This is a genomic window from Devosia elaeis, from assembly GCF_001650025.1.
Classification (GTDB): Bacteria; Pseudomonadota; Alphaproteobacteria; order Rhizobiales; family Devosiaceae; genus Devosia; species Devosia elaeis.
In genome coordinates this window covers 20,152-43,501 of record NZ_LVVY01000075.1, presented here as the reverse complement: position 1 = coordinate 43,501, position 23,350 = coordinate 20,152, and the positions used below count along the sequence as shown (strand labels likewise).

Sequence of the window (23,350 nt, the reverse complement as noted above, 5' to 3'; positions counted from 1 at the left end):
CGTGATCGGGCTCACCAAATCCATCGCCGCCGATTACACGACCTCCAATATCCGGGTGAACGCCATCTGTCCCGGCACGGTGGACAGCCCCAGCCTGCACGAGCGCTGGCACGCCACCGGCGATTTCGAGGGCGCCCGCAAAGCCTTCATCGCCCGCCAGCCCATCGGCCGCATCGCCCGGCCCGAGGAAGTCGCCGACCTCGCTCTCTATCTCGCCGGCGCCACCTATACGACCGGACAAATCCACATCATCGATGGCGGCTGGACGGCCTAGTCCCGTATTCGGGCGACCTCGTCCTTCGACAGGCTCAGGATGAGGTCTCCGGGCGTTCCGTGCCTGTCGAACCACGAGGGCGCGGCGCGGCACGCCCTTGCCCCCGCCCCCCTGCTCGGCCTAAATCGCGGGCCAGAGAGGTGCCGGTGGCAAGCAAAAGCGCAACATTGATCGAAGTGGCGAAACTGGCCGGGGTCTCCACGGCCACGGTCAACCGCGTGCTCAAGCAGCAGGGCTATATTTCCGAGGAGGCCCGCGAAAAGGTCCTGGCGGCGGTCGCAGCCACCAATTACCGGCCCAATGTGGTGGCGCGCAATCTGCGCACGCAGCGCAGCCAGACCATCGGGCTGATGCTCACCGCCATCACCGTCAATCCCTTCTTCGTCGGGGTGGCCCATGCGGTGGAGGCAGCCGCCATCGCGGCGGGCTATCGCGTCGTCATCTTCAATCACGGGGGCAGCGACAGCTATGAGCGCCATGGCGTCGAAACCTTCATCGCCCAGCGCGTCGACGCCGTTCTGTTCTGCACCGCGGCCAACCCCGCCAATGTCGAATTGCTGGCCGGCGCCGGCATTCCGGCTATCGAGATCGAGCGCTCGCTGACCGAGACGGCCCGCTTCGTGCGCGTCAACAATTATGTCGGCGCCCGCGCCGCCATCGATCATCTGGTCGGGCTGGGCCATCGGCGCATCGCCTTTGTCGGCGGCGATCCGGCGCTCTATCCGCAGGATGCGGCCCGCCGGCGCTCGGTGGAGGAAGACCGGCTCGCCGCCTATCGCGACGGCATGGCGGCCCATGGCCTGGACCTGCAGGCCGATTATGTCCGGCTGGGCCAGTATTACGACCTTGCCAGCGACGGGTCCGGCGCGGAGGGCCGCGCGCATGCCGAAGCCCTGCTGTCCCTGCCAACGCCGCCGACGGCCATCTTCGCCACCTGCGACATCCTCGCCGTCGGGGTGTTGCAGGCGCTGTACAAGGCCGGCAAAAAGGTGCCGCATGATCTGTCGGTCGTCGGCTTCGACGATACGCTGGCGCCCTATCTCGCCCCGCAATTGACCACCGTGGCGCAGCCGATCGCCGAACTGGGCCGCCAGGGCTTCGAAATGGCCCGGGCGGCCATCGACAAGCGCGACATGCAGGGCGAAGTGGTACTCGATGCGGGCCTGGTCATCCGCCAGTCCACCGGCCCCGCACCCGGCTAGACGCACGCCATTCCCGCGCTCGGCCACCCGTTTGACTCCCTCGCGGGCCTGTGTTAACGATCTATATGTCAACGATGACACATGCGCTTTTCGGGAAAAGCGCGCTACTCGCAACGCACGAGTTCATTGGGAGGATTTATAATGCGGCATTCATTGCTCGCGGCGACGGCGCTCGCCTCTACCCTGCTCACCGCTCCGGCCTTTGCCGAGACGGTGACCTTCTGGCAGTTCTCGACCAATCCGAACGACATCGCCGCCTGGAACGGCATCATCGAGGCCTTCGAGGCCAGCCATGAAGGCATCGACGTGGTCATGGAAATCGTGCCCTGGTCGGAGCAGCAGCAGCGCCTGGTCACCGCGCTGACCACCGGCGGCCTGCCCGACGTGTCCATGCTGGGCAACAATGTCGTCGCCCAGTTCCAGGCCATCGGCGCCCTGGCTCCGCTCGACGACGCCTTCGCGGCCTATGATGCCGCCAACGGCACCGATGTGGCCTCCGACATCTGGCCGGGCGACAAGGGCTATTACAATCTGGGCGGCCAGTGGTGGGCCTCACCCATCGCGGTGGAAACCCGCGCGCTTTACTACCGCAAGGACCTGTTCGAACAGGCCGGCCTCGATCCCGAAAGCCCACCCGAGACCTGGGAAGAGCTGCGCAGCGCCGCCAAGACCCTGACCGAGGGCACCCCGGACGGCGTCTATGGCATCGGCCTGGCCACCAGCCTCGATTATTTCACCGTCCACAATTTCATGAGCGCCTATCTCGGCTATGGCGCGCGCATGCTCAACGAGGACGGCACCTGCGGCTTCGACAGCCCCGAATTCCGCGCCGCGCTCGATGTCTATACCGGCATCGCGCTGGATGGCTCCACCCATCCGGACGCGGCCAGCATGAATGGCGACGCCTTCCAGCGCGGTTTCCTTGATGGCCGCTATGCCATGATCCTCATGCATCCCAGCCTCTATCGCGACCTCGTGACCGAGCAGCCGGAATGGCTCGATGCCGTCGATATCGCCATGGTGCCCTCGGGCCCGGTCAACCGGTCCGGCTTCCTGGGCGGCTGGCCGCTGGTGATGTGGAATGCCTCCGACGCCAAGGAGGCGGCCGGGCAGTTCATCATGTTCGCCACCCATGGCGAGGCCTTCAAGGAGCTGGCCGTGGCCGGCGGCTTCATCCCGGGCTCCATCTCGCTGGCGCAGGGCGAGCCCTGGACCGAGTTCCCCTATCCGCTCTTCGTCGAGCAATTGCAGGACGCGCGGCCCTATCAATATCCGAGCGAAGCCATCCCGCAGATGGGCCAGCTCGAGGTCGACACGATCCAGAAGGCCGTGCAGGCCGTGGCCCTGGGCCAGAAGGATATCGATCAGGCCACCGCCGATCTCTGCACGGACATCAATTCCGTCCTCGCCCGCTAAGGGCGAAGCACCCGGGCGGCACCCTCCCGCCGTCCGGGGGCTCCCTCACGCAGCAGAAGCTTCGGCTTCTTTGCTCCCCTCCCCTCTGCGGGAGGGGCGGCAATTGCCAGCTCCGTACCTCGGACAAAGTTTTGCATAAGTGCAGGCTCAGCCCATGACCGTTCCCACAGCAGATACAGAGCGAAGGCCATTCGGTGATATCGCCCTGCCCTATGCCCTGGTGGCGCCGGCCGTGCTGGTTGCCCTGGCCATTGCCGTCATCCCCCTGCTCTATGCGCTCTGGTTGTCCTTTCAGGACTGGTACCTGTTGCGCAATCCGCAGCCGGTCTGGGGCGGCCTGGTCAATTTCCAGGCGCTGTTTGCCGATGCCGCCCTGTGGCGCGCCTTCTGGCGCACCTGGATATGGACGATCGGCACCGTGGCGGTCGAAGTCGCCCTGGCCCTGCCCCTGGCGCTGCTGCTCAACCGCGACACCACCATTGCCCGCATGGCCTCGGCGCTGATCCTGCTCCCCTGGGTCATGCCCTTCATCGTGCTCGGCTATGGCTGGCGGTTTCTGCTCGACAGCGAAGTGGGCGCGCTCCATTCGGTGTTCCAGTTCTTCGGCCTGGCCGGCAATTCCTCCATTCTCAACGATCCGAACCTGGCGCTGGCCATCATCATCTTCATCTCGGGCTGGAAGGGTATGCCCTTCATGGTTCTGGCGCTCTTGGCCGCGCTCAAATCCATTCCCGGCGAGCTCTATGAAGCCGCCGCCATCGACGGTGCCTCGCCCTGGCAGCGCTTCACCACCATCACCCTGCCCGCCATCCAAAACACCATGCTGATCATCGGGCTCGTCCTCGGCATCCTGGCCTTCTACAGCTTCGACCTGCCCTGGATCATGACGCGCGGCGGCCCGCAGGACGCCACGACCGTGCTGGGCATTTCCATGTACAAGGCCGTGTTCACCGATCTCAGGCCCGCCTATGCCGCCGCCATCAGCGTCGTCATGCTGGCCATCCTGGCCGTCGCGTCCTTCCTCTCCCTCAAATTGCGGAGGCGGCAATGAACGAGGAAAGCAGGCTTCGTGGCATCGTCCTCGATGTCGTGACCATCGCCGTGCTGGCGCTGGTGCTGCTGCCGATCATCTGGGTGTTCATCGCCTCGATCCGGCCCGATGCCGATATCATGACACGCAGCCTCATCCCGGCGCGGATCACCTTCGATCATTTCGCCAATATCTTTGCGCGCGCCGACTTCCTGGTCGCGCTTCGCAACAGCCTGATCGTGGGCGCCATCGTCGCCATCTGCACGGTGCTGATCGCCATTCCCGCTGCCTATTCGCTCAGCCGCTTCACCTATCTCGGCCGCGATTTCATCGGCTTCCTGATCCTGGCCACGCAAATGCTGCCCGCCGTGGCGGTGCTGGTGCCCATCGTGGTCATCATCCGCTCGCTGGGCATGGCGAACACGCTGACCGCCCTCACCTTCACCCATCTGGCGCTGGGCCTGCCCATCGCGGTGTGGATGCTCAAGGGCTATATCGACGCGGTGCCGCGCGAGCTTGAGGAAGCCTCGATCATCGATGGCTCCTCCCAGATCGGCGCCATGTTCCGCATCACCCTGCCGCTGATCCGGCCGGCCGTGGTGGCGGTGGGCACCTTCGCCTTCGTCCTGTCCTGGGGCGAATTCATCCTGGCGCTGGCGCTGATCACCAGCGCCGAGGTCAAGACCCTGCCCCTGGCGCTGCAGACGCTGTTCGACCCCTATTCCTTCTCCTGGGGCGTGGTCATGGCCGGTGGCGTCGTCATCGCCGCGCCCACGATCGTGCTCTTCCTCCTGTTCCGTAATCAACTTGTCGGCGGGCTGACCGCCGGCGGCATCAAAGGGTGATATCTTGTCTCTGAGTACCCAATCGCTCTATTTCACCGGCCCGCGCGCGGTGGAAATCCGCACCGAGACCCTGGATGGTCCCGGCGCGGGCCAGGTCCTGCTCGATCTGACGGTTTCCGGCATCAGCGCCGGCACCGAGCTCAACGTCTTCCGCGGTCTCGCCCCGCAATGGCGCCAGTCCATGGACCCGAAAACCCGCCTGTTCTCCGATGCCCATGGCTCGGACTGGTCCTGGCCGGCCCGCTATGGCTATGCCGCGGTCGGGCGCGTGGCCGAATTGGGCAGGGATGTGCGCAGCCTTGCCAAGGACGACCTGGTCTTCGCCTATGTGCCCCATGGCCGCCACGCCTTGGTCGACGCCAATGCGGTCGTGCCGCTGGGCGAACTCGAAGACGCGGAAATCGGCGTCTTCTTCGCCAATCTCAACACCGCCTATAACGGCATTCTCGACGCCAATATCCCGCTGGGCGCCGATGTGGTCGTTTCCGGCCTGGGCGTCATCGGCCAGATGGTCGTCCGCCTCCTGGCCCGCAACGGCGCCCGCCAGATCATCGCCCTCGACACCATTGCCCAGCGCCGCGACCTGGCCCTGGCCGGCGGCGCCACGACCGTGCTTGATCCGCGCGAAGGCCCGGTCGCCGAGCGCGTCCGCGATCTTACCGAAGGCCGTGGTGCCGACACCGTCATCGAGGTGTCCGGCGCCGCCCCCGCCCTCAACGAGGCCATTCGCACCGCCGGCTTCAACGGCACGGTGATTGCCATGTCCTGGTATGGCGGCACGTTCGAAAGCCTCAGCCTGTCGGGGGAGTTTCACCACAATCGCCCGCGCATCATTTCCTCGCAGGTCGGCAGCGTGAACCCCTTTCTGGGGCCGCTCTGGTCGGTAAGCCGGCGGGGCCGGATCGCCCGCGAATATCTCGACAGCCTCGCTCCCGACCTCAAGGGCTTCATCACCCATCGCGTGCCGCTCGCCGAGGCGGGCCGCGGCTATAACCTGCTCGACCAGGGCTCGCCCGATGTCATGCAGGTCCTGATCGATTATCGCTGAACCGGAGCCCGCAATGAAACTCTCCGCCTGTATCGAATGGCTGTTCGCCGATGCCAGCGACGACTTTGCCGAGCGCATCCGCCTCGCCAAGGCGTCCGGCCTCGACGCGGTCGAATTCTGGCTCTGGTCCAACAAGGATCTCGGCGCCATTGACGCCGCCCTCAAGGAGACCGGCCTCGCCCTCAGCGGCTTCGTCGCTGAGCCGATGGTCGCGCTCACCGATCCGGCCAATCACGCCACGTTCCTCGCGGGCCTCGCCACCTCGATGCGCCAGGCCCAGCGCCTCGGCGCCAGGGTGCTGATCGCCCAGGCCGGCAATGACCTGCCCGGCCGTTCGCGCGAGGAACAGCATGACGCCCTGGTCGCCTGCCTGCGTGCCGCCGCCGATGTGCTGGAGGGCAGCGGCGTCCGGCTCGGCGTCGAGCCGCTCAATACCCTCATCGATCACAAGGGCTATTACCTCTCCTCCACCCGCGAGGCGCTCAATATCGTGGACGAGGTCGGCCGCCCGGAAATCGGCATCGTCTACGATCTCTACCATTCCTATGTGATGGGCGAGAAAATCGAGGATGTGCTGGCCGGCAAGGTATCGCGCGTGGTCCATGCCCATGTCGCCGACCATCCGGGCCGCAACGATCCGGGCCTGGGCGAGATCGACCTCGGCAGGCGCCTGGCCTGGCTCTATGCCAATGGCTACGAGGGCGCGGTCGGTCTCGAATACCGGCCCGATGGCTCCACCGCCGAAGCGCTGGCCAAGGTCCGCGCCGCCCTTCTGTCCGCCTGACCCGGAGACGATCCATGTCCGACATCAAGGTCACGAACCTGCGCAAGAATTTTGGTGCCGTGGAGGTCCTCAAGGACATCAATCTCGACATCAGGTCGGGTGAGTTCGTGATCTTTGTCGGCCCTTCGGGCTGCGGCAAGTCCACCCTGCTGCGCTGCATTTCCGGCCTCGAACGCATCAGCGGCGGCGCGCTGGAGATCGGCGGGCGCGTCGTCAACAATGTCCCCGCGTCCAAGCGCGGCATCGCCATGGTGTTCCAGTCCTACGCGCTCTATCCGCATATGAGCGTGCGTGAAAACATGGCCTATTCGATGAAGCTGCGCCGCGCGCCCAAGACCGAGATCGAGGTCCGCGTGGCCGACGCTGCCCGCAAGCTGCAATTGGCACCCTATCTCGACCGCTATCCGCGCGAGCTCTCCGGCGGCCAGCGCCAGCGCGTCGCCATCGGCCGCGCTATCGTGCGCGATCCGCAGGTCTTCCTGTTCGACGAACCGCTCTCCAATCTCGACGCCGCCTTGCGCGTGGCCACGCGGCTCGAAATCGCCCGGCTCAAGGAAAGCCTGCCGCAGACCACCATGGTCTATGTCACCCATGACCAGGTCGAGGCCATGACCCTGGCCGACCGCATTGTGGTGCTCAATGCCGGCCGCGTCGAACAGGTCGGCACCCCCGAAGAGTTATACGAGCGCCCCCAATCGCTGTTCGTCGCCGGCTTCATCGGCTCGCCCAAGATGAACCTGCTCAAGGCCGAAGACGGCACCACGACCGGAATCCGCCCCGAAGACATCAACCTCGGATCGGGCCCGCACCGGGGCAAGGTCGCCTATGTCGAATATCTGGGCGCCGACAGCTACGCCTTCCTCGATATCGGCCAGGACGAATTGCTGACCGTCCGCCAGACCCGCAGCGAGACCCCGCAGGTCGGGGACGTGGTCAGCTACGATTACCCGGTGGAGCGAGTGCATCGATTTGATGCCCAGGGCATGCGGGTGAACTGACGATATCGGCCCGACCCCGTATCTCGCGGCAAACACCGAAACCCCACCTCCCCCTTGATGGGGGAGGTAGCGCAGCTTGGCCGATAGGCCTAGCGGAGCTGGGAGGGGGTGCCGGCAGGCACTGGCGCACGGCTCGATCACCTGGCCGCCCATCCCCCCACCTCATCCCTCCCCGCAAGGGGGAGGGTGCCGCATCGCGTTTGCCGGCCGATCCGGCCACCGCCCGTCATCCTCGGGCTCGACCCGAGGGCTCTTTCCTGTCACCGCAGCGCCCGGCCATCCGCATCGAACAGATGCAGTCCCTCGCCCGGCAGCTTCATGTGCACGTCCTGCCCCACTTCCAGCGCCGGTGCGCCGTCGAGTTTCAGCGTCACCGTTTCGCCGCCCGGCAATTCGGCATAGGCCAGGGCATATTCGCCGAACTGCTCGACCACGGCCAGAACGCCCGAGAGATCGGCATTGCCCGCATCGGCCAGGAGCAGATGTTCGGGCCGCACGCCCAGCGTCTTCACCGCCGCGATGCCGGCATGGTTCAAGGCCAAAACCCGGCCGCCCGGCAATTCCAGCCCATTGGCGGACGCCTTCACCTCGAGGAAGTTCATGCGCTGGCTGGCGATGAAGCCGGCGACGAAGGTGTTGACCGGGTTGCGATAAAGCTCCAGCGGCGAGCCCACCTGCTCGATCCGCCCGGCATTGAGCACCACGATGCGGTCGGCCAGGGTCATGGCCTCCACCTGGTCATGGGTCACATAGATCATGGTGGCGTCGAGCGCGGCATGCAGCTTGGCGATTTCCACCCTGGTCTGGGCGCGCAGCGCCGCGTCGAGATTGGACAAGGGCTCGTCGAACAGGAACACCTTGGGATTGCGCACGATGGCCCGGCCGATGGCGACGCGCTGGCGCTGCCCACCGGAAAGCGCCTTGGGCATGCGGTCGAGATAGGGCTCGATCTGCAGGATGCGCGCCGCCTCGCGCACGCGGGCTTCCACCTCGGCCTTGGGCGTCTTGGCCAGTTTCAGCCCGAAGGCCATGTTGTCGAACACGCTCATATGCGGATAGAGCGCATAGGACTGGAACACCATGGCGATGCCGCGCTGGGGCGAGGGCACGTCGTTGACCACCCTGCCCCCGATGGCGATTTCGCCGCCGCTGATCGGCTCCAGCCCGGCGATCATGCGCAGGAGCGTGGATTTCCCGCAGCCTGAAGGCCCCACGAACACCACGAATTCTCCCGCCTTGATGTCGAGATCGACGCCATGGACGACCTCCAGCACACCATAGGACTTGCGGACGGCTTTGAGGCTTACGTCAGACATGTTGTTCTCCTCCGGAAAAACCCCTCGCCCGTCTCGGCCTGACGGCCGATCCACCCTCTCCCACAAGGGGAGAGGGGTGAGCCGGTGCTAACCAGTGCTCGGTGCCCCCTTCTCCCCTTGCGGGAGAAGGTGCCCGAAGGGCGGATGAGGGGGCTTTCACGCCACCTCCACCAGCAGCGTGACAATCTCGAACGGCCGCAGTTTCAGCGTGACGCCATTGTCGGTAAGCTCCAGTTTCTCGCCCGCCTCCTCCTCCATGAGGTTCACCACCCGCACCGATTTCACCTCGAGGCCGAAGCGGATATTGGCCTCGGCGCGGATATTGGCGTGCTCGAACACCCGCAGCACCAGCGCGTCCGATTTCTCGGCCTTCTTCACCGTCTCGATCGTGACATTGGGGGCATCGATATCGGCGAGGCTGAAGCTGGCCAGGTCCGCCGCCGGCGCCGCCGCGATCTGGCGCGCGCCGATCACCACCACGGGATTGTTGAAGCGCTCGGCGGCCTGGTGCACCGCGGCCAGGTCCGCCACCCCCTCATGCACGAACAGGCCATAGCGGAGGCGATGCATGCCCAGGTCGGCCTCGGGATGGGGGAAGGTGGAGCCGCGCAGCAGCGTCAGCCGCACCACCTGCTCGTGGCAATCATAGGCATATTTGCAATCGTTGAGCAGCGCGACGCCGAAATCGGCTTCGGAAATATCCACCCAGCGATGCATCGAGGCCTCGAAGCGGGCGCGGTCCCAGGTGGTGTTGCGATGGGTCGGCCTCTTCACATGGCCGAAGGCGATTTCCGAGCGCACCTCGGAGGTATTGAGATCGAAGGGGAACACGGCCTTGATGACCTGTGCCCGCTCCTGCCAGTCGATGAAGGTGTCGAACTCCACCTGCCGCTCGCCGGCGGCCAGCGAAATCACCTGCACGATCTTTGACTTCTGATAGGCCCGCTCGATGCGGATCGCGGCGCGATGCGGCCCGGTTTCCACCACGGCGATATCGGCCTTGTCGTCCGCCAGGGGCCAGAACTGCTCCTCGAAATAGCGCTCGATGTCCCAGGCGTCCCAGTTCATCGGCTTGTCTTCATAGGCGATCAGCCGATTGGCCTTTTCGCCCGCCGCCAGCGTTTCGCGGTTGCGGCTCTTGTCGAAGATCGAGGTGATTTCGCCCTTGTCGTCGAATTCGACCCGCAACAGGTCGTTTTCGAGATGCGTCGCCGAGGCCGAAACCGCGCTCTGCCCGGCGCCATTGCCGGCCACCAATTGCGCCCCGGTCCAGCCCAGCGGCGCAATGGCGTCCACCCGCGCCACGCTGTCGGTGGAACCATCGGCGCGGGTGATCTTCTGCACCGGCACGCTGCCGCCGGCAATCGCCAGCGCCGCGCCGTCCGGCACCGCGCCCAGATGCACCAGGCCCGAGCGGGCCTGGCTGGTGAAATTGAGCAGCCGCAATTGGTCGGGGCCCGGCTTGGCCGCCGCCTGCGCCGCCGCATGCCAGGGGCCATTGGCCGAATCCAGCGTCGAGAAGATGCGCTCATATTCGGCGTCGCTGTCGGTATAGACCTCGGGAATGGAGGTGCCCGGCAGGATGTCGTGGAACTGGTTGATCAGCACCAGTTCCCAGAATTCGGCCAGCGTTTCGCCGGGATAGGCATGGCCCGCCGTGGCCAGCGCCAGGGCGCCCAGCATTTCCAGCTCGCGCAGGCGGCGCTCGGCATTGCGGTTATTGGCCTTGTTCCTGGCCACCGAGGTCAGCGTGCCGCGGTGATATTGCAGGTAGAGCTCGCCATTCCAGGTGGGAAAGCGGCCGGGATCCGCATCCATGGCCTTGCCCAGCCGGTCGAGGAACGGCACGATGCCTTCCAGTTTCACCTTCGGCGCGCCGGGAATGCCCCGCTCCAAACGCGTGCCGCGCTCGATCATCGCCCGGGTCGGGCCGCCGCCGCCATCGCCATAGCCATAGGACATGACCACCTGGTCGTAGGCGGCCTTGGGCTCGTAGCGCTTCCAGGCGCCCATGGTTTCGGAGACCGAAAGATCGCCATTATAGGTCGTATAGACGGCCTCGCTGCCATATTTCTGGGCGGTGATCAGCTGCGCCTTGGTCTCGGTGCCATCGATGCCGCGCCAGAAGAAGGTGTCATAGGGGTGCCGGTCGGTGTCGTTCCAGGAGAGCTTGCTGGTGACGAAATATTTCAGCCCCGACTTGTCCATGATCTGCGGCAGATTGGCCGAATAGCCGAACGTGTCCGGCAGCCAGACCGTCTTGGGGTCGACCCCGAAATGCTCGAGATGGAAACGCCGCCCGCGCATGATCTGGCGCACCAGGCTCTCGCCCGAGGCGATATTGACGTCGGGCTCCACCCACATGGCGCCTTCGATCTCGAACTGGCCGGATTTGACCTTGCTGACCATGCGGTCCCAGAGCTCGGGGTAATCCTGCTTGAGGAAATCGAACAGCACCGACTGGTTATACATGAAGACGAATTGCGGATATTCCTCCATCAGGTTGAGCACCGTGGCGAAGCTCCGGGCCGTCTTGTCGCGGGTATGCATCACCCGCCAGAGCCAGCCGACATCGAGATGGGTCGAGCCCACCGCCGTGATCTGCGGCTGCACTTCGGTATCGACCAGGTCGTAGATTTCCGCCGCGATCTTCTCGGCTTCGGGCAGGCCCTTCTCGAAGGCCTCGGTGTGCCCGTCGCGCCGGTCCAGCGCCCGCAGCGCGCGGTTGACGATATTGAGGATGGCATGGCGGCGCGGGTCGTTCTGCTGCAGCAGAACGGCGACGTCCAGCGGCGTCTGCAGATCGTAATAGAGCTTTTCGGCGCGCTCGTTGCGGATGAAGAAATCCACCTCGAACCCCACCAAGGGCCGGTCGAAGAAGGTGAAGGCGTTGACGAGCAGGATGTGCTTATTGCCTGGCTTGGCATCGCGCTCGATCACCAGCTCGGTATGGTTGCCGTCCAGGGCCTGGGCAATCTTGCCATCGAGATAGGCCAGGCATTGCGGGTCGGTCGTGCCGGGCCGGTCCTGCCATTGGCTGGTGAAATGGGCGACGAAAACCTTGCCGCGCGCCTCCTCCGGCACGATGATTTCGGCGGCGAACCAGGTGTGTTCCTGGTGCTTGGCCCAGACCGAGTGCCGCCCGAATGTTTCCCATTGCCGCCAATCGGCCTTGAGGGCCTCCGCGGCCGAAAAGCCATCGGCGCGCTGCACATGCCATTGAAACGGCATATGCTTGAGCGGGGTGCGGATTTTCTTTTCCAGATCCGCGCAGAGGCGCAGCAGCTTGCCCTCCGCCTTGAGATCGTCGTCCAGCAGTCCCAGTTTGGACGAGAGGGGATTGGAATAGGTCATCCTTTAACTCCGACACCGGCGAACCCTGTGTTCATGTTTCGCCGCAACAGAAAATATACGCCGACCGCCGGCGCCGCGTAGATGATGGAAAAGGCCGTGAGGAACCCGTAATTGATGGCGCCCTGCTGCCCGAATGCCGCGTAGAGGCCCACCGACATGGGGAAGGCGTCCTGCACGCGTGCGAAGATCAGGGGCAGGAGGAATTCGTTCCACGCCCCGGTAAAGCTGAAGAACCAGACCACCGCGATGCCGGCCCGCGACATGGGCAGCACGATCTTGGTGACGATCTGGAAGAGGCTCGCGCCCTCCACATAGGCCGCCTCTTCCAACTCGATCGGCACGGTGTCGAAGAAGTTCTTGAGCAGCAGCAATGTGAAGGGCAGGTTCAGCACGGTCAGCGCGATGATGACGCCGAGCTGGTTGAGCAGGCCCATGCGCTGGGCGGTGAAATAGAGCGGTACCAGGACGCCCGCCGCCGGCAGCATGCGCAGCAGCACCAGCGTCCACAGGAACGCATTGCGCCCCGGGATTTTGAGCCGCGACAGCGGATAGGCCGCCGAAATGCCGACAATGACGCTGAGCGTCGCCGTGCCCGCCGCGATCATCATGGAATTGATGAACTGCCGTCCCGCATTGCCGCTGACCGCCTGCGCGAAATTGTCGAGCCCCACGGCGCGGGGAATTTCCAATTGCCCGGTCGAGAGCGGGTTGAAGGCATTGAGGATGAGCCAGGAAAAGGGGCTGATCCAGATCACCGCCATGAAGGTCAGCGCGATGGCGGTGAGGCGGCTGGGCGCATTGGATTCCATTATTTGGGCTCCCGCAGCATGCGCAGATAGACCAGCGACAGGCAGCCGACGATGACCAGCATGGCCACCGAAATGGCCGAGCCGAAGCCCAGATTGCCGCGCGCGAAACTCTGATTGTAGAGGAAGACGGCCAGCGTCTCGGTCTGCCGCCCCGGCCCGCCGCCGGTCATGGCGAAGATCAGCGGGAAATAGGTGAAGGTCCAGATGGTGATGAACAGCATGTTCGTCGCGATATGCGGCCTGATGATCGGCAATTGCACCAGCCAGATGCGCTGCATGGGCGTGGCGCCATCGACCTTGGCCGCCTCCACCACCTCGCGGCTCACCGAGTCCAACGCCGCCGAGAACAGCAAATAGGACCAGGCCGTGCCCTTCCAGATATTGGCGATGGTCACCACCGGCAGGGCGTAATCATTGATGAAATTGACCGGCGGCAGGCCCAGCGGGCGGATGATCAACTGGTTGATCAAACCGGTCTGCGCCGTCGTCGCCGACCACAGGAACGCCGCCACGATATCGGGCAAGAGCCAGCCCAGCATGATGCAGACTTCCACCACGCTGCGCAAAGTCGAGCGCGTGCCGCGCAGGGCCGCCGCCAGCAGGAAACCCAGTACCGATTGGCCGACAATGGCCGAGAAGAACACGAAGATCACCGTGGTCCACAGCGATTCCAGGAACCCGCGCCGGGTGAACAGGCGCTGGAAATTCTCCAGCCCCACCCATTCCCATTCGACGCTCTTGCGCCCCACCAGGGCCAGGTCGGTGAAGCTGAAGGCGAAAGCCCAGGCGGTGAAATAGAGCAGCACGCCGATGAGCAGGATGGCCGGCAACATGCCCAGCCCGAGCACCCAGAGATTGCTCGTCAGCCACGGATTGGCCTGGTTTTTCATGGGCGCTCTCTATTGCTTCGGTTTCATCGCCTCCCTCCCCTCAAGAGGGAGGGGTCGAAAAACCGATACCTTTGCACGAAGGAAAAAGCCGGCAGCGCCAGGAGGACATTGGCGCCGCCGGACCGGGTAAGCCATTCGGGCATGGCCCTCATGGCCTTCTCGCCTCAGATCGCTCCACCGGAGCGATCTGCCCGCCGGGACGGCTCGAAGTCACTCGTATGTAATCACGTTCTCTTCGCCGAATTCATCGACCAGGGCGTCGTGATATTCCTGGACCACCTCATCGGGCGGGACGCCGTCGAGGATATCGGCGGTGGCCTGCTGGATCAGCGCGGAGACCGTCTGATAGCCCGGCACCGTGTCGCGGCCCGTCGTGTCGGCGGCGAGCTTGGTGGCCTCGGCCAGGAAGGGGTCGGCCGTATATTCGGGCGATTCCGAAATATCGGTGCGCACCGCCATGCGGTGATTGGCCAGCGTCCAGGCCTTGAAGTTCTCCTCATCGAAGATCGTGGTGATCAGCTTGAAGGCCAGGTCCTTGTCGGCGGCATTGGCATTGATGCCGATGGTCCAGCCGCCCGAAATATTGGTCGTGGTCTTGGCGCCCTCGACGCCCGAACCCGGCCACGGCGTCCAGGCCACCGTCGCGTCGCGCTCCTCGCGGCTGGGCGGATTGTTGCAATCCCACAGGCACGCATCTTCCCAGGAACCCGATGCCAGGATGCCGAGCTCGTCCGCCGCCAGGGCCGCGCGCACCGCCGCGCCGATATCGGTGGCGTAATTCAGTTCGGCCGTATTGAGCTCGCGCTCGACATAGACCTGATAGAAGAAATCGAAGGTGCGGCGCAGGCCGGGGCTGTCGCCGATCCATTGATTGGTGTCGCGGTTGAGCAGGCGGTTGCGGTCGCCCTCGGGCACGTCGGCGCCGAGCAGCGCCATATAGACGCCCTGCATGGTGGCCGCCTCGCCCTGCTTGGTGCCGGCCGGCAATTGGAACGGATAGCGCACGCCGGCATCCTTGAGCTTCTGCGCCGCGTCGAGCACGTCGTCCCAGGTCTTGGGCTGCCAGGGCGTTTCGATGCCCGCCTTTTCGAAATTGGAGAGATCGTACCAGAGCATGCGCACATCGGTATCGGTGGGCAGCGCATAGACCTGGTCCTGATAGGAGGCCACTTCCAGCAGGCCCGGCAGGTAATATTGATATTGATCCCAGCCGGCGAGCAGTTCGTCCAGCGGATGCAAATAGCCCGCCGAGGCCAACTCGGAGACCATGAAGCTGTCCATCAGGTTGACGTCGGCGGCGGTGCCGGCGCTGAGGTCGAGCGCGATGCGCTGGTCATAGCCCTGCCCCGGCAGCTTGATGGCATTGACCGTTTCGCCGGTCTCGGCCTCGAAGGCCGCGATGCCCGGCTCGACCAGGGCGGCGATCCATTCGGCATACATGAACGAAACTTCCGCCCGCGCCGGAGCGGCGATGGCGGCCGTCATGGCAATTGCTGCCACGCCGGTCAAAAGCACTTTTCTGAGCATGTCTTCCTCCCTCTGGTTCTGCCACCGGGTCCGGCGGCAGGGCCGGCTCCTCTTCCGGCTTATGCGACGCAGCTAAACATACATCATGCAACGTTGCAATTCTGAATGAGAGCGGAACGCAACAGCCCGCTTCATTCATTTTATCATATTGATATTCTTAGATATTTTACATGATCTACGTGCCTCTTAAGCGATCTGTAACGTTTGCATCGTTGCATCGATCTTCGGTACACTCACCCCGTTGCATCGTGCTAAACAGGGGCATGGGAACAGGCGATATGCAGAAGCACCGGGCCGGGCCGCCCGCCAAAGGCCGCGTCACGCTCAAGACCATTGCCGAGGTTACCGGGCTCAGCCTGTCGACCGTGTCGCTGTCGCTGCGCGGCGGCACCACGCTCAAGCAGGAAACCCGCGACAAAGTGGCCGAGGCGGCGCGCAGCCTGGGCTATGTGCCCGATCGCGCCGGGGTGCGCCTGCGCACCGGCAAGACCAATGTGATCGCGCTGGTGCTCGAAAGCGCCGGCGATTCCATCGATTTCGCGCGCCACATGATCAAGGGCATCGGCCAGGCGATCAGCGGCACGCGCTATCACCTCTCCATCGCCCCCGAATTCGACAATCCCGGCTCGGTGGAGACGATCCGCTACATTCTCGACAACCGCACCGCCGATGGCGTCATCATCACCCATACCGGCCCGCGGGACCGGCGCGTGCAATTATTGATGGATGCGGATTTCCCCTTCGTCTCGCATGGGCGGACCGAGTTCTTCACGCCTCACCCCTATCACGATTTTCACGCCGAGGCCTTCGTGGCCGCCGCGGTCGATCGCCTGGTGGCCAAGGGCGCGCGCAAATTGCTGCTGGTGGTGGGCGATGACCGCACCACCAATTACCACAATATCGTCACCGCCTATCGCCGGGCGGTGGCCGGGCACGGCGTCGATGGACGCCTCTTCGACCAGATGCCCTCCCGCGCCAGCGCCGCCGAAATCCGCCGCATCGGCGAGCAATTGGCGCAGAGCGACGACCGCCCCGACGGCATTATCAGCGACACCGAAACCCGCACCATTTCGCTGGTCGGCGGGCTGCAGGATGGCGGCGTCCGCATCGGCCAGGACATCCAGCTCGTCTACAAGCAGACCTCGGACGTCCTGCCCACCTTCTTCCCCCATCTCGACAGCGTCCAGGAAGACGTCTTCGCCGCCGGCGTCGAGCTCACCAATCTCCTGCTCCGCCGCATCGCCGGCGAGCCCGCCGAAAACCTCCAAACCCTCGCCGAACCCGTCCTCCACTGGCGCAGCGGCGATTGAGGCCGGCGCATTCCTGAGCATAGCAGCAGACCTCATAATGCAGGGCCAAATACCCCAGTAGACCTCATCCTGAGCCCGTCGAAGGACGAGGCCGTGGCCCGAGCTTCGGCAAGACACACCTCTTCAACAGGGCGCCCAAGCAGGCCCTCGGGTCAAGCCCGAGGGTGACGAGCAATGGGTGCGGGAATGGCGGTGGGTGCGGAAATGATCGCGGGCATCTAAGACCGCAGCGCCTGGGCCGAACGATTCCGCCACAACCACAAGTCGTCACCCTCGGGCCTGACCCGAGGGCTCTTCCTTATCGAGGCCGCCTCCCCCCTCGAGCTCGACCGAGAGCCATTCACGGCAAAACAGGCCCTTCAACAGGGCTCCCAAGCCGGCCCTCGGGTCAAGCCCGAGGGTGACGAGCGGTGGATGCGGAAATGGTCGCGGGCAGCCGATGCCGCATCGCCCCTTTTTTTGCGGCAATCACCCAAGATTTGCGGCGATCATCCACATATGGCCATCAGGATCGGCAATCATGGCGACATAGCCCCAGTCTTTCTGGCGTGGCTCATTGATCGCCGTTGCACCTGCCTCAACGCAGTTTCGAAACACACGATGAACCTCGTCCTCGCTGGCGACTTCCAGGGTGAGCAGGCACTCGCTCCTACCATCCGGCGCGAGACGGTTCGCGCCGATTACCCATTCAAACCCGCCAGCCGGTATGAGCACCAAGCGCGTTTCTGCACCGAGAGCGAACTGAAGAGGCTCCGGCATGCCATCCTCATCCGGCTCCCCGACCAACCTGAGACCAAGCGCATTGAGATAAAAATCGTGGGCGACCCTTCGGCTGTCGATGGGAAGACTTATCGAAATTCTTGGTGTCATTGACCACTCCTGCAAATAGATCTCGACAAAACGACGAACAAAGCAGGTCCAGGCCGACACACTTGTCAAAAAAACGCGCCGCCAGGTCGGTTTTGATTGCCTCCTCCCCGAAAGCAGCCAATCCGGACATTCGGCACCGAAGCGCCTCCCTAAAGCGGCAGCACTCGGGAAAATTTCACCGCGCCCAGTGAAAAGCTGCTCTCGATCGAGGCCACGCCTTCCAATTGCGTCAGTCGGTCGCGCAGGAAGTGCTCATAGGCTTCGAGATCGGCGCAGACCACGCGCAGCAGGAAATCGAACTTGCCGGTCATCAGATAGCATTCCATCACCTCCGGCCAGCGGCTGATCGCCGCCCCGAACGTGTCGAGATTGTCGGCGCGCTGGCGCTCCAGCTTGATGGAGATGAACACCGAAACCGGCAGGCCCACCGCCTTCTGTTCGATATTGGCGCTGTAGCCGGAAATCACCCCGGCCCGCTCCAGTTGCCGGACACGGCGCAGACACGGCGAGGGCGACAGCCCCACCTTTTCGGCCAGGGCCTGCACGGTCATCCGGCCATCCTCCTGCAAGGCACGCAGGATGCGGCGATCGACCGGATCGATTCCGACATTGGCGATTTCTGCTATTTTTAAGCCCTCAGCTTATCGAAACCTGCGCCAGACACGACTCTTTCGAGCAACATAGACGGGAATCGTCTCGCCGCAAGCCGCATTGTCTGGCGCAAGGGAAGAGGAGACCGGGATGAACGAGGCGGGTATCGGGCGAATCGAGGCCATCGAGGCGCTGACCAGGAAGTCGCTGTGGCTGGCGAGCTGGATGGTGCATCATGCCAATCACATCCGGCCCAATGTGGATGGCGTCAAAGTGGGCGGGCACCAGGCCAGTTCCGCCTCCATGGCCGCCCTGCTCTCCAGTCTCTATTTCGGCGTGCTCCGGCCCGAGGACCGCGTGGCGGTCAAGCCGCATGCGGCGCCGGTCTTTCACGCCATCCAATATCTCATGGGCCGGCAGGCCAAAGAAAAGCTTGTCGATTTCCGTGCCTTTGGCGGCGCGCAATCCTATCCCTCCCGCACCAAGGACAGCGACGACGTCGATTTCTCCACCGGCTCGGTCGGCCTGGGCGTGGCTTTCTCCGCCTTTGCCTCCCTGGTGCAGGACTATGTCCGTGCCAAGGACTGGTCCCGCAAGGATGTGCCGGAGGGGCGGATGATCGCCCTGGCCGGCGATGCCGAGCTCGATGAGGGCAATATCTATGAATGCCTGCTCGAGGGCTGGAAGCATGGTCTCAGGAATTGCTGGTGGATCATCGACTACAATCGCCAGAGCCTCGATGGCGTGGTGCGCGAAGGGCTATATGAGCGCATCGAAGGCATCTTCGCCGCCTTCGGCTGGAAGGTGGTCACCCTCAAATATGGCGCGCTGCAACGCGCCGCCTTTGCCGAGCCGGGCGGCGAAAGCCTCAAGGCCTGGATCGATGCCTGCCCCAATGCCCTCTATTCGGCGCTGATGTTCCGGGGCGGCGCGGCCTGGCGCGAACGGCTATCCGATGAAATCGGCGATCAGGACGAGGTCTCCGCCCTCCTCGCCCGCCGCAGCGACGACGAGCTCGCCGCCCTGATGGCCAATCTCGGCGGCCATTGCGTGGAAAGCCTGCTCGAACAATTCGAGGCGGCCGGCAGCGAGCAGCCGACCGTCTTCATCGCCTATACCGTCAAGGGCTGGGGCACGCCTTTGGCCGGGCACAAGGACAATCATGCCGGCCAGATGACCGGCGACCAGATCGAGCAGCTGCGCCGATCCCACAATATCCGCCCGGGGTACGAATGGGATCTATTCGAAGGGCTGGACCATCCCGACGCCCTCCAGGGCTTTCTCGATCGGGTGCCGTTCAACACCAGGGCCTCGCGCCGCCTGACCTCGCCCGTCGTGCCCACGATCGGCCCGCAATTGCTCGGCACCGGGCCGACCTCAACCCAGGCCGCCTTCGGCCGCATTCTCGATGCCATCGCCAAAACCGACAGCGAGCTGGCCCGCCGCATCGTCACCACCTCGCCCGACGTCACCGTCTCGACTAATCTCGGCGCCTGGGTCAACCGGCGCAACCTGTTCGCGCCGGGGGAGATGGCCGACCTGTTCCAGAAGGAAGCCATTCCTTCGACCCAGAAATGGCGCTTCGGCCCCGATGGCCAGCATATGGAACTGGGCATTGCCGAAATGAACCTGTTCCTGATGCTGGGCGCGGCCGGCCTTTCCCATTCCCTCTTCGGCGAGCGGCTCCTGCCGATCGGCACGCTCTACGATCCCTTCATCGCCCGCGGCCTCGATGCCCTCAATTATGCCTGCTACCAGGATGCGCGCTTCCTGCTCGTCGCCACCCCCTCCGGGGTATCGCTGGCCGGCGAGGGCGGCGCGCACCAGTCCATCTCCTCCCCGCTGATCGGCATGGCGCAGGACGGGCTGGCAAGCTTCGAGCCGGCCTTTGCCGACGAGCTCGCCATCATCGTGGATTGGGCCTTTGACTACATGCAACGGAGCGGCGACGCGCGGCCCGATCTGGCCGACTGGCCGCGCGACGTCACCGGCGGCTCGGTTTATCTGCGTTTGTCTACCCGTAGCATCGATCAGGTACCCCGTGAGGTGAACAGTCTGCTAACGAATTCGGTCATTGGTGGTGCCTATTGGCTCAAAAAACCAACGCCGGAATGCGACGTGGTCATCGCCTATCAGGGCGTCCTCGCCAGCGAGGCCATCGCGGCCGCGGCCCGCCTCGGGGGCGATCGGCGCAATGTCGCCGTGCTCGCCATCACCTCGGCCGATCGGCTCAATGCCGGTTGGCAGGCGGCGCAGCGGGCGCGGCTGCATGGCGACAAGTCCTTGAGCCATATAGAGGATTTGCTCTCCGAAATTCCCCACCGTACCGGCATCGTCACCGCCATCGACGCCCATCCCGCTACCCTGGGCTGGCTCGGCAGCGTTCTCGGCCACCGCACCATCGCCCTGGGCGTCGAGCATTTCGGTCAGACCGGCACGGTCCCCGACCTCTACCGCCATTTCGAGATCGACGCCCAAGCCATTGAAACGGCATGCCGTCATTTCATCCCCCGCGCATGAGGGCTGCGAGGCCCGTGTTCACTTGAACGATAACAACATTCCACCGCGAATATGCACAGGCACGGCGGGCTGCGGCGACTGTCACAAAACTGCTAAGTACCTGATCTAGAACCCTCTCCGGGTCGCTAAAGAGTCGGCCTTTTCTCCTCCGATGTTCAAATGAACATTTCCTGTTTGCAAAGGAAGATTCGATGCTGTCATATGCTGCCAAGCACGGGACGAAAAAGTCCCGGCGCAATATCAAGGGAGTGAGCATGTTCAAGAACGTATTGGGCCTGTCCGTCGGGCTGGCCGCTGTGCTGTCGGCTGGTGCCGCCTTTGCCCAGACCGAGATTTCCTGGTGGCACGCACTGGATGCGGAACTGGGCAAGAAGCTGGAATCGATCGCCCAGGGCTTCAATGACAGCCAGTCGGAATACAAGGTCGTCACCACCTACAAGGGCTCCTACCCCGAGACCCTGACCGCCGCCATCGCGGCGTTCCGCGCCAACGAACAGCCTGCAATCGTTCAGGTTTTCGAAGTCGGCACCGGCACGATGATGGCCGCCAAGGGCGCCGTTAAGCCGGTCTACGAGCTGATGACCGAAAACGACCAGCCCTGGGATCCGAACGCGTTCCTCGCGCCGGTCGTGGGCTATTACTCGGATACCGACGGCAATATCCTGTCGCTGCCGTTCAACTCCTCCACGCCGATCATGTACTACAACAAGACCGCCTTCGAGGAAGCCGGCCTTGATCCCGAAACCCCACCCAAGACCTGGGCCGAAGTCGAAACCGCCATGCGCCAGATCGTGGATTCGGGCGCTGCCAATTGCGGCCTGAGCACCGCCTGGGTGTCCTGGATCCAGCTCGAAAACCTCTCGGCCATCCACGACCAGCCCTATGGCACGCTGGAAAACGGCTTCGGCGGCCTCGGCACAGAGTTCACCTTCAACGGTCCGATCCAGGCTAAGCACTGGGAAAATCTCAAGAAATGGTCGGACGAAGGCCTCTATCAATATGGCGGCCCGGTGGGTGGTCCTGATGCGGCACCGAAATTCTATTCGGGCGAATGCGCGATCTACATGAACTCCTCGGGTTCGCGCGCCGGCGTCATCGCCAATTCCAAGGACTTCGAGGTCGGCTTCGCGCCCCTGCCCTATTACGACGACGAAACCACCGATCCGAAGAACTCGATTATCGGCGGCGCCACCCTCTGGGTCCTCAACGGCCACAATGACGACGTATACAAGGGCGTGGCCGAATTCTTCACCTATCTGAGCCAGCCTGAAGTCCAGGCCGACTGGCACCAGTTCACCGGCTATCTGCCGATCACCAATGCCGCCTTCGAACTGGGTAAGGAACAGGGCTATTACGAAGCCAATCCGGGTTCGGACGTGGCCATCGAGCAGATCACCCGCGGTACGCCGACGGCCAATTCCAAGGGCATCCGCTTCGGCAATCTGAGCCAGGTCCGCACCGTGATCGACGAAGAATTCGAAGCACTGCTCGCAGGCCAGAAGAGCGCCCAGGAGGCCCTCGACGCCGCGGTCGTCCGCGGTAACGAGATCCTGCGCGAATTCGAAACCACCAATCAATAATCACGCTCTGCGGGGCCGGAAGACTTTCCGGCCCCGTTTTCATGCGCTGCGCTATGGATGACCCATCCGGTCCTCCACCGGCCGCCCGTGCGAGGACCCATGCAGACCAAACGCACCATTTTTCCAAGCAAGCTGCTGCCCTATATCCTGCTGGCACCGCAATTGGCGGTCACGCTGATCTTCTTCATTTGGCCCGCCCTTCAGGCGGTAAAATCCTCGTTCGAACGAGAGGACCCGTTCGGCTTCCGCACCACCTTCATCTGGTTCGACAATTATCGGCGGATCTTCGCCGATCCCAATTACCTGAGCTCGCTGGGCCGCACCGCCATCTTCGCCATCTCGGTGACGCTGTTGTCCATGGCGATTTCCCTGCTGCTGGCCGTGGCGGTCAACCGCCTGCTGCGCTCGGGCAAGGTCTATACCACGCTCCTGGTCTGGCCCTATGCGGTGGCCCCGGTCGTGGTGGGTATTCTCTGGTGGTTCATCTTCAATCCGTCCATCGGTCTTGCGCCCTATATACTGCGCGGTCTGGGGATCAGCTGGAACCATCGCATCGACGGCAACCAGGCCATGATTCTCATCATCATCGCCGCAGCCTGGAAGCAGATTTCCTACAATTTCCTGTTCTTCGTCGCTGGACTGCAATCGGTGCCACAATCGCTCAATGAAGCGGCGGCCATCGACGGCGCAGGCCCGTTCAAGCGGTTCTGGACCATCATCTTCCCGCTGATCTCGCCGACGACCTTCTTCCTGCTGATCATCAACATCAATTACGCCATGTTCGACACCTTCGGCATTGTCGATGCGACGACCAGCGGCGGCCCCGCACAGGCCACCAATATCCTGGTCTACAAGGTCTATACCGACGGCGTGCTGAACCTGAACATCGGGTCGTCCGCCGCCCAATCGGTCATTCTCATGCTGATTGTCATCGCTCTCACCATCGTGCAGTTCCGCTTCGTGGAACGCCGTGTGCAGTATTAGGG

General features: G+C 63.9%; 19 protein-coding genes. 12 read left to right on the top strand and 7 right to left on the bottom strand.

The window, feature by feature from the left end:
* The 8 genes from A3840_RS19670 to A3840_RS08075 all read left to right on the top strand — a co-directional run.
* Positions 1 to 274, top strand: a 274-nt coding sequence (locus A3840_RS19670; protein WP_165603149.1) for an SDR family oxidoreductase, incomplete at its 5' end; no start/stop codon positions are given.
* A 146-nt stretch (positions 275 to 420) separates the two neighbouring features.
* Positions 421 to 1,476: a LacI family DNA-binding transcriptional regulator gene (locus A3840_RS08105; protein WP_165603148.1), complete on the top strand. Its 1,056-nt coding sequence runs from the start codon at positions 421 to 423 to the stop codon at positions 1,474 to 1,476.
* Positions 1,477 to 1,617: 141 nt separating this feature from the next.
* Positions 1,618 to 2,892 (top strand): ABC transporter substrate-binding protein, encoded by a 1,275-nt coding sequence (locus tag A3840_RS08100; protein WP_067454595.1) that lies wholly within the window; start codon positions 1,618 to 1,620, stop codon positions 2,890 to 2,892.
* Between the two features lie 154 nt (positions 2,893 to 3,046).
* Positions 3,047 to 3,943 (top strand): carbohydrate ABC transporter permease, encoded by an 897-nt coding sequence (locus A3840_RS08095; protein WP_067454592.1) that lies wholly within the window; start codon positions 3,047 to 3,049, stop codon positions 3,941 to 3,943.
* Positions 3,940 to 4,767 (top strand): carbohydrate ABC transporter permease, encoded by an 828-nt coding sequence (locus tag A3840_RS08090; RefSeq protein WP_067454589.1) that lies wholly within the window; start codon positions 3,940 to 3,942, stop codon positions 4,765 to 4,767. The genes A3840_RS08095 and A3840_RS08090 overlap by 4 nt, the downstream gene beginning before the upstream one ends.
* 4 nt (positions 4,768 to 4,771) lie before the next feature.
* A complete protein-coding gene (locus A3840_RS08085; protein WP_082903737.1) occupies positions 4,772 to 5,815 on the top strand; it encodes a zinc-dependent alcohol dehydrogenase in 1,044 nt (347 codons plus the stop codon).
* Between the two features lie 13 nt (positions 5,816 to 5,828).
* Positions 5,829 to 6,599: a TIM barrel protein gene (locus A3840_RS08080; RefSeq protein WP_067454585.1), complete on the top strand. Its 771-nt coding sequence runs from the start codon at positions 5,829 to 5,831 to the stop codon at positions 6,597 to 6,599.
* A 14-nt stretch (positions 6,600 to 6,613) separates the two neighbouring features.
* Positions 6,614 to 7,597 (top strand): ABC transporter ATP-binding protein, encoded by a 984-nt coding sequence (locus tag A3840_RS08075; RefSeq protein WP_067454582.1) that lies wholly within the window; start codon positions 6,614 to 6,616, stop codon positions 7,595 to 7,597.
* Positions 7,598 to 7,857: 260 nt separating this feature from the next.
* Here the strand turns inward: A3840_RS08075 and A3840_RS08070 are convergent, their stop codons facing one another.
* From A3840_RS08070 to A3840_RS08050, 5 genes are all read right to left on the bottom strand, one after another.
* Positions 7,858 to 8,913, bottom strand: coding sequence for an ABC transporter ATP-binding protein (locus A3840_RS08070; RefSeq protein ID WP_067454578.1), 1,056 nt, complete (start codon positions 8,911 to 8,913; stop codon positions 7,858 to 7,860).
* 156 nt (positions 8,914 to 9,069) lie between these two features.
* Complete coding sequence (locus A3840_RS08065) at positions 9,070 to 12,267, bottom strand: alpha-mannosidase (RefSeq protein ID WP_082903736.1); 3,198 nt, start codon at positions 12,265 to 12,267, stop codon at positions 9,070 to 9,072.
* Entirely contained in the window at positions 12,264 to 13,076 is an 813-nt protein-coding gene (locus A3840_RS08060; RefSeq protein ID WP_067454575.1) for a carbohydrate ABC transporter permease, read from the bottom strand. The genes A3840_RS08065 and A3840_RS08060 overlap by 4 nt, the downstream gene beginning before the upstream one ends.
* Positions 13,076 to 13,966, bottom strand: coding sequence for a carbohydrate ABC transporter permease (locus tag A3840_RS08055; protein WP_067454572.1), 891 nt, complete (start codon positions 13,964 to 13,966; stop codon positions 13,076 to 13,078). The genes A3840_RS08060 and A3840_RS08055 overlap by 1 nt, the downstream gene beginning before the upstream one ends.
* A gap of 210 nt (positions 13,967 to 14,176) precedes the next feature.
* The gene (locus A3840_RS08050; protein WP_082903735.1) at positions 14,177 to 15,493 is read right to left on the bottom strand and encodes an extracellular solute-binding protein; all 1,317 of its coding nucleotides are present in this window, start codon (positions 15,491 to 15,493) and stop codon (positions 14,177 to 14,179) included.
* 278 nt (positions 15,494 to 15,771) lie between these two features.
* Here A3840_RS08050 and A3840_RS08045 point away from each other — a divergent pair, with 278 nt between their 5' ends.
* Positions 15,772 to 16,803 (top strand): LacI family transcriptional regulator, encoded by a 1,032-nt coding sequence (locus A3840_RS08045; RefSeq protein WP_165603147.1) that lies wholly within the window; start codon positions 15,772 to 15,774, stop codon positions 16,801 to 16,803.
* Between the two features lie 468 nt (positions 16,804 to 17,271).
* Here the strand turns inward: A3840_RS08045 and A3840_RS18990 are convergent, their stop codons facing one another.
* Together A3840_RS18990 and A3840_RS08035 are read right to left on the bottom strand one after the other, a co-directional pair.
* A complete protein-coding gene (locus A3840_RS18990; protein ID WP_082903741.1) occupies positions 17,272 to 17,673 on the bottom strand; it encodes a VOC family protein in 402 nt (133 codons plus the stop codon).
* A 149-nt stretch (positions 17,674 to 17,822) separates the two neighbouring features.
* Positions 17,823 to 18,290, bottom strand: a complete 468-nt coding sequence (locus A3840_RS08035; RefSeq protein WP_067454560.1) for an Lrp/AsnC family transcriptional regulator — start codon at positions 18,288 to 18,290, stop codon at positions 17,823 to 17,825.
* Positions 18,291 to 18,414: 124 nt separating this feature from the next.
* Between A3840_RS08035 and A3840_RS08030 the strand changes: the two genes are divergently transcribed.
* From A3840_RS08030 to ugpA, 3 genes are all read left to right on the top strand, one after another.
* A complete protein-coding gene (locus A3840_RS08030) occupies positions 18,415 to 20,784 on the top strand; it encodes a transketolase-like TK C-terminal-containing protein (RefSeq protein WP_067454557.1) in 2,370 nt (789 codons plus the stop codon).
* A gap of 254 nt (positions 20,785 to 21,038) precedes the next feature.
* Positions 21,039 to 22,364, top strand: coding sequence for a sn-glycerol-3-phosphate ABC transporter substrate-binding protein UgpB (ugpB, locus tag A3840_RS08025; RefSeq protein ID WP_067454608.1), 1,326 nt, complete (start codon positions 21,039 to 21,041; stop codon positions 22,362 to 22,364).
* 99 nt (positions 22,365 to 22,463) lie between these two features.
* Positions 22,464 to 23,348: a sn-glycerol-3-phosphate ABC transporter permease UgpA gene (gene ugpA / locus A3840_RS08020; protein ID WP_067454555.1), complete on the top strand. Its 885-nt coding sequence runs from the start codon at positions 22,464 to 22,466 to the stop codon at positions 23,346 to 23,348.
* The last annotated feature ends 2 nt before the right edge of the window (positions 23,349 to 23,350 follow it).

What these genes read in the sequence shown, in the direction of transcription:
- A3840_RS08030 (WP_067454557.1), top strand. Translation starts at nt 18,415, where the DNA reads ATGAACGAGGCGGGTATCGGGCGAATCGAGGCCATCGAGGCGCTGACC.
- A3840_RS08055 (WP_067454572.1), bottom strand. Translation starts at nt 13,966, where the DNA reads ATGAAAAACCAGGCCAATCCGTGGCTGACGAGCAATCTCTGGGTGCTC.
- A3840_RS08045 (WP_165603147.1), top strand. Translation starts at nt 15,772, where the DNA reads ATGCAGAAGCACCGGGCCGGGCCGCCCGCCAAAGGCCGCGTCACGCTC.
- A3840_RS08100 (WP_067454595.1), top strand. Translation starts at nt 1,618, where the DNA reads ATGCGGCATTCATTGCTCGCGGCGACGGCGCTCGCCTCTACCCTGCTC.
- ugpB (WP_067454608.1), top strand. Translation starts at nt 21,039, where the DNA reads ATGTTCAAGAACGTATTGGGCCTGTCCGTCGGGCTGGCCGCTGTGCTG.
- A3840_RS08090 (WP_067454589.1), top strand. Translation starts at nt 3,940, where the DNA reads ATGAACGAGGAAAGCAGGCTTCGTGGCATCGTCCTCGATGTCGTGACC.
- A3840_RS08065 (WP_082903736.1), bottom strand. Translation starts at nt 12,267, where the DNA reads ATGACCTATTCCAATCCCCTCTCGTCCAAACTGGGACTGCTGGACGAC.
- A3840_RS08050 (WP_082903735.1), bottom strand. Translation starts at nt 15,493, where the DNA reads ATGCTCAGAAAAGTGCTTTTGACCGGCGTGGCAGCAATTGCCATGACG.
- A3840_RS08060 (WP_067454575.1), bottom strand. Translation starts at nt 13,076, where the DNA reads ATGGAATCCAATGCGCCCAGCCGCCTCACCGCCATCGCGCTGACCTTC.
- A3840_RS08070 (WP_067454578.1), bottom strand. Translation starts at nt 8,913, where the DNA reads ATGTCTGACGTAAGCCTCAAAGCCGTCCGCAAGTCCTATGGTGTGCTG.
- A3840_RS08075 (WP_067454582.1), top strand. Translation starts at nt 6,614, where the DNA reads ATGTCCGACATCAAGGTCACGAACCTGCGCAAGAATTTTGGTGCCGTG.
- A3840_RS18990 (WP_082903741.1), bottom strand. Translation starts at nt 17,673, where the DNA reads ATGACACCAAGAATTTCGATAAGTCTTCCCATCGACAGCCGAAGGGTC.
- A3840_RS08095 (WP_067454592.1), top strand. Translation starts at nt 3,047, where the DNA reads ATGACCGTTCCCACAGCAGATACAGAGCGAAGGCCATTCGGTGATATC.
- A3840_RS08080 (WP_067454585.1), top strand. Translation starts at nt 5,829, where the DNA reads ATGAAACTCTCCGCCTGTATCGAATGGCTGTTCGCCGATGCCAGCGAC.
- ugpA (WP_067454555.1), top strand. Translation starts at nt 22,464, where the DNA reads ATGCAGACCAAACGCACCATTTTTCCAAGCAAGCTGCTGCCCTATATC.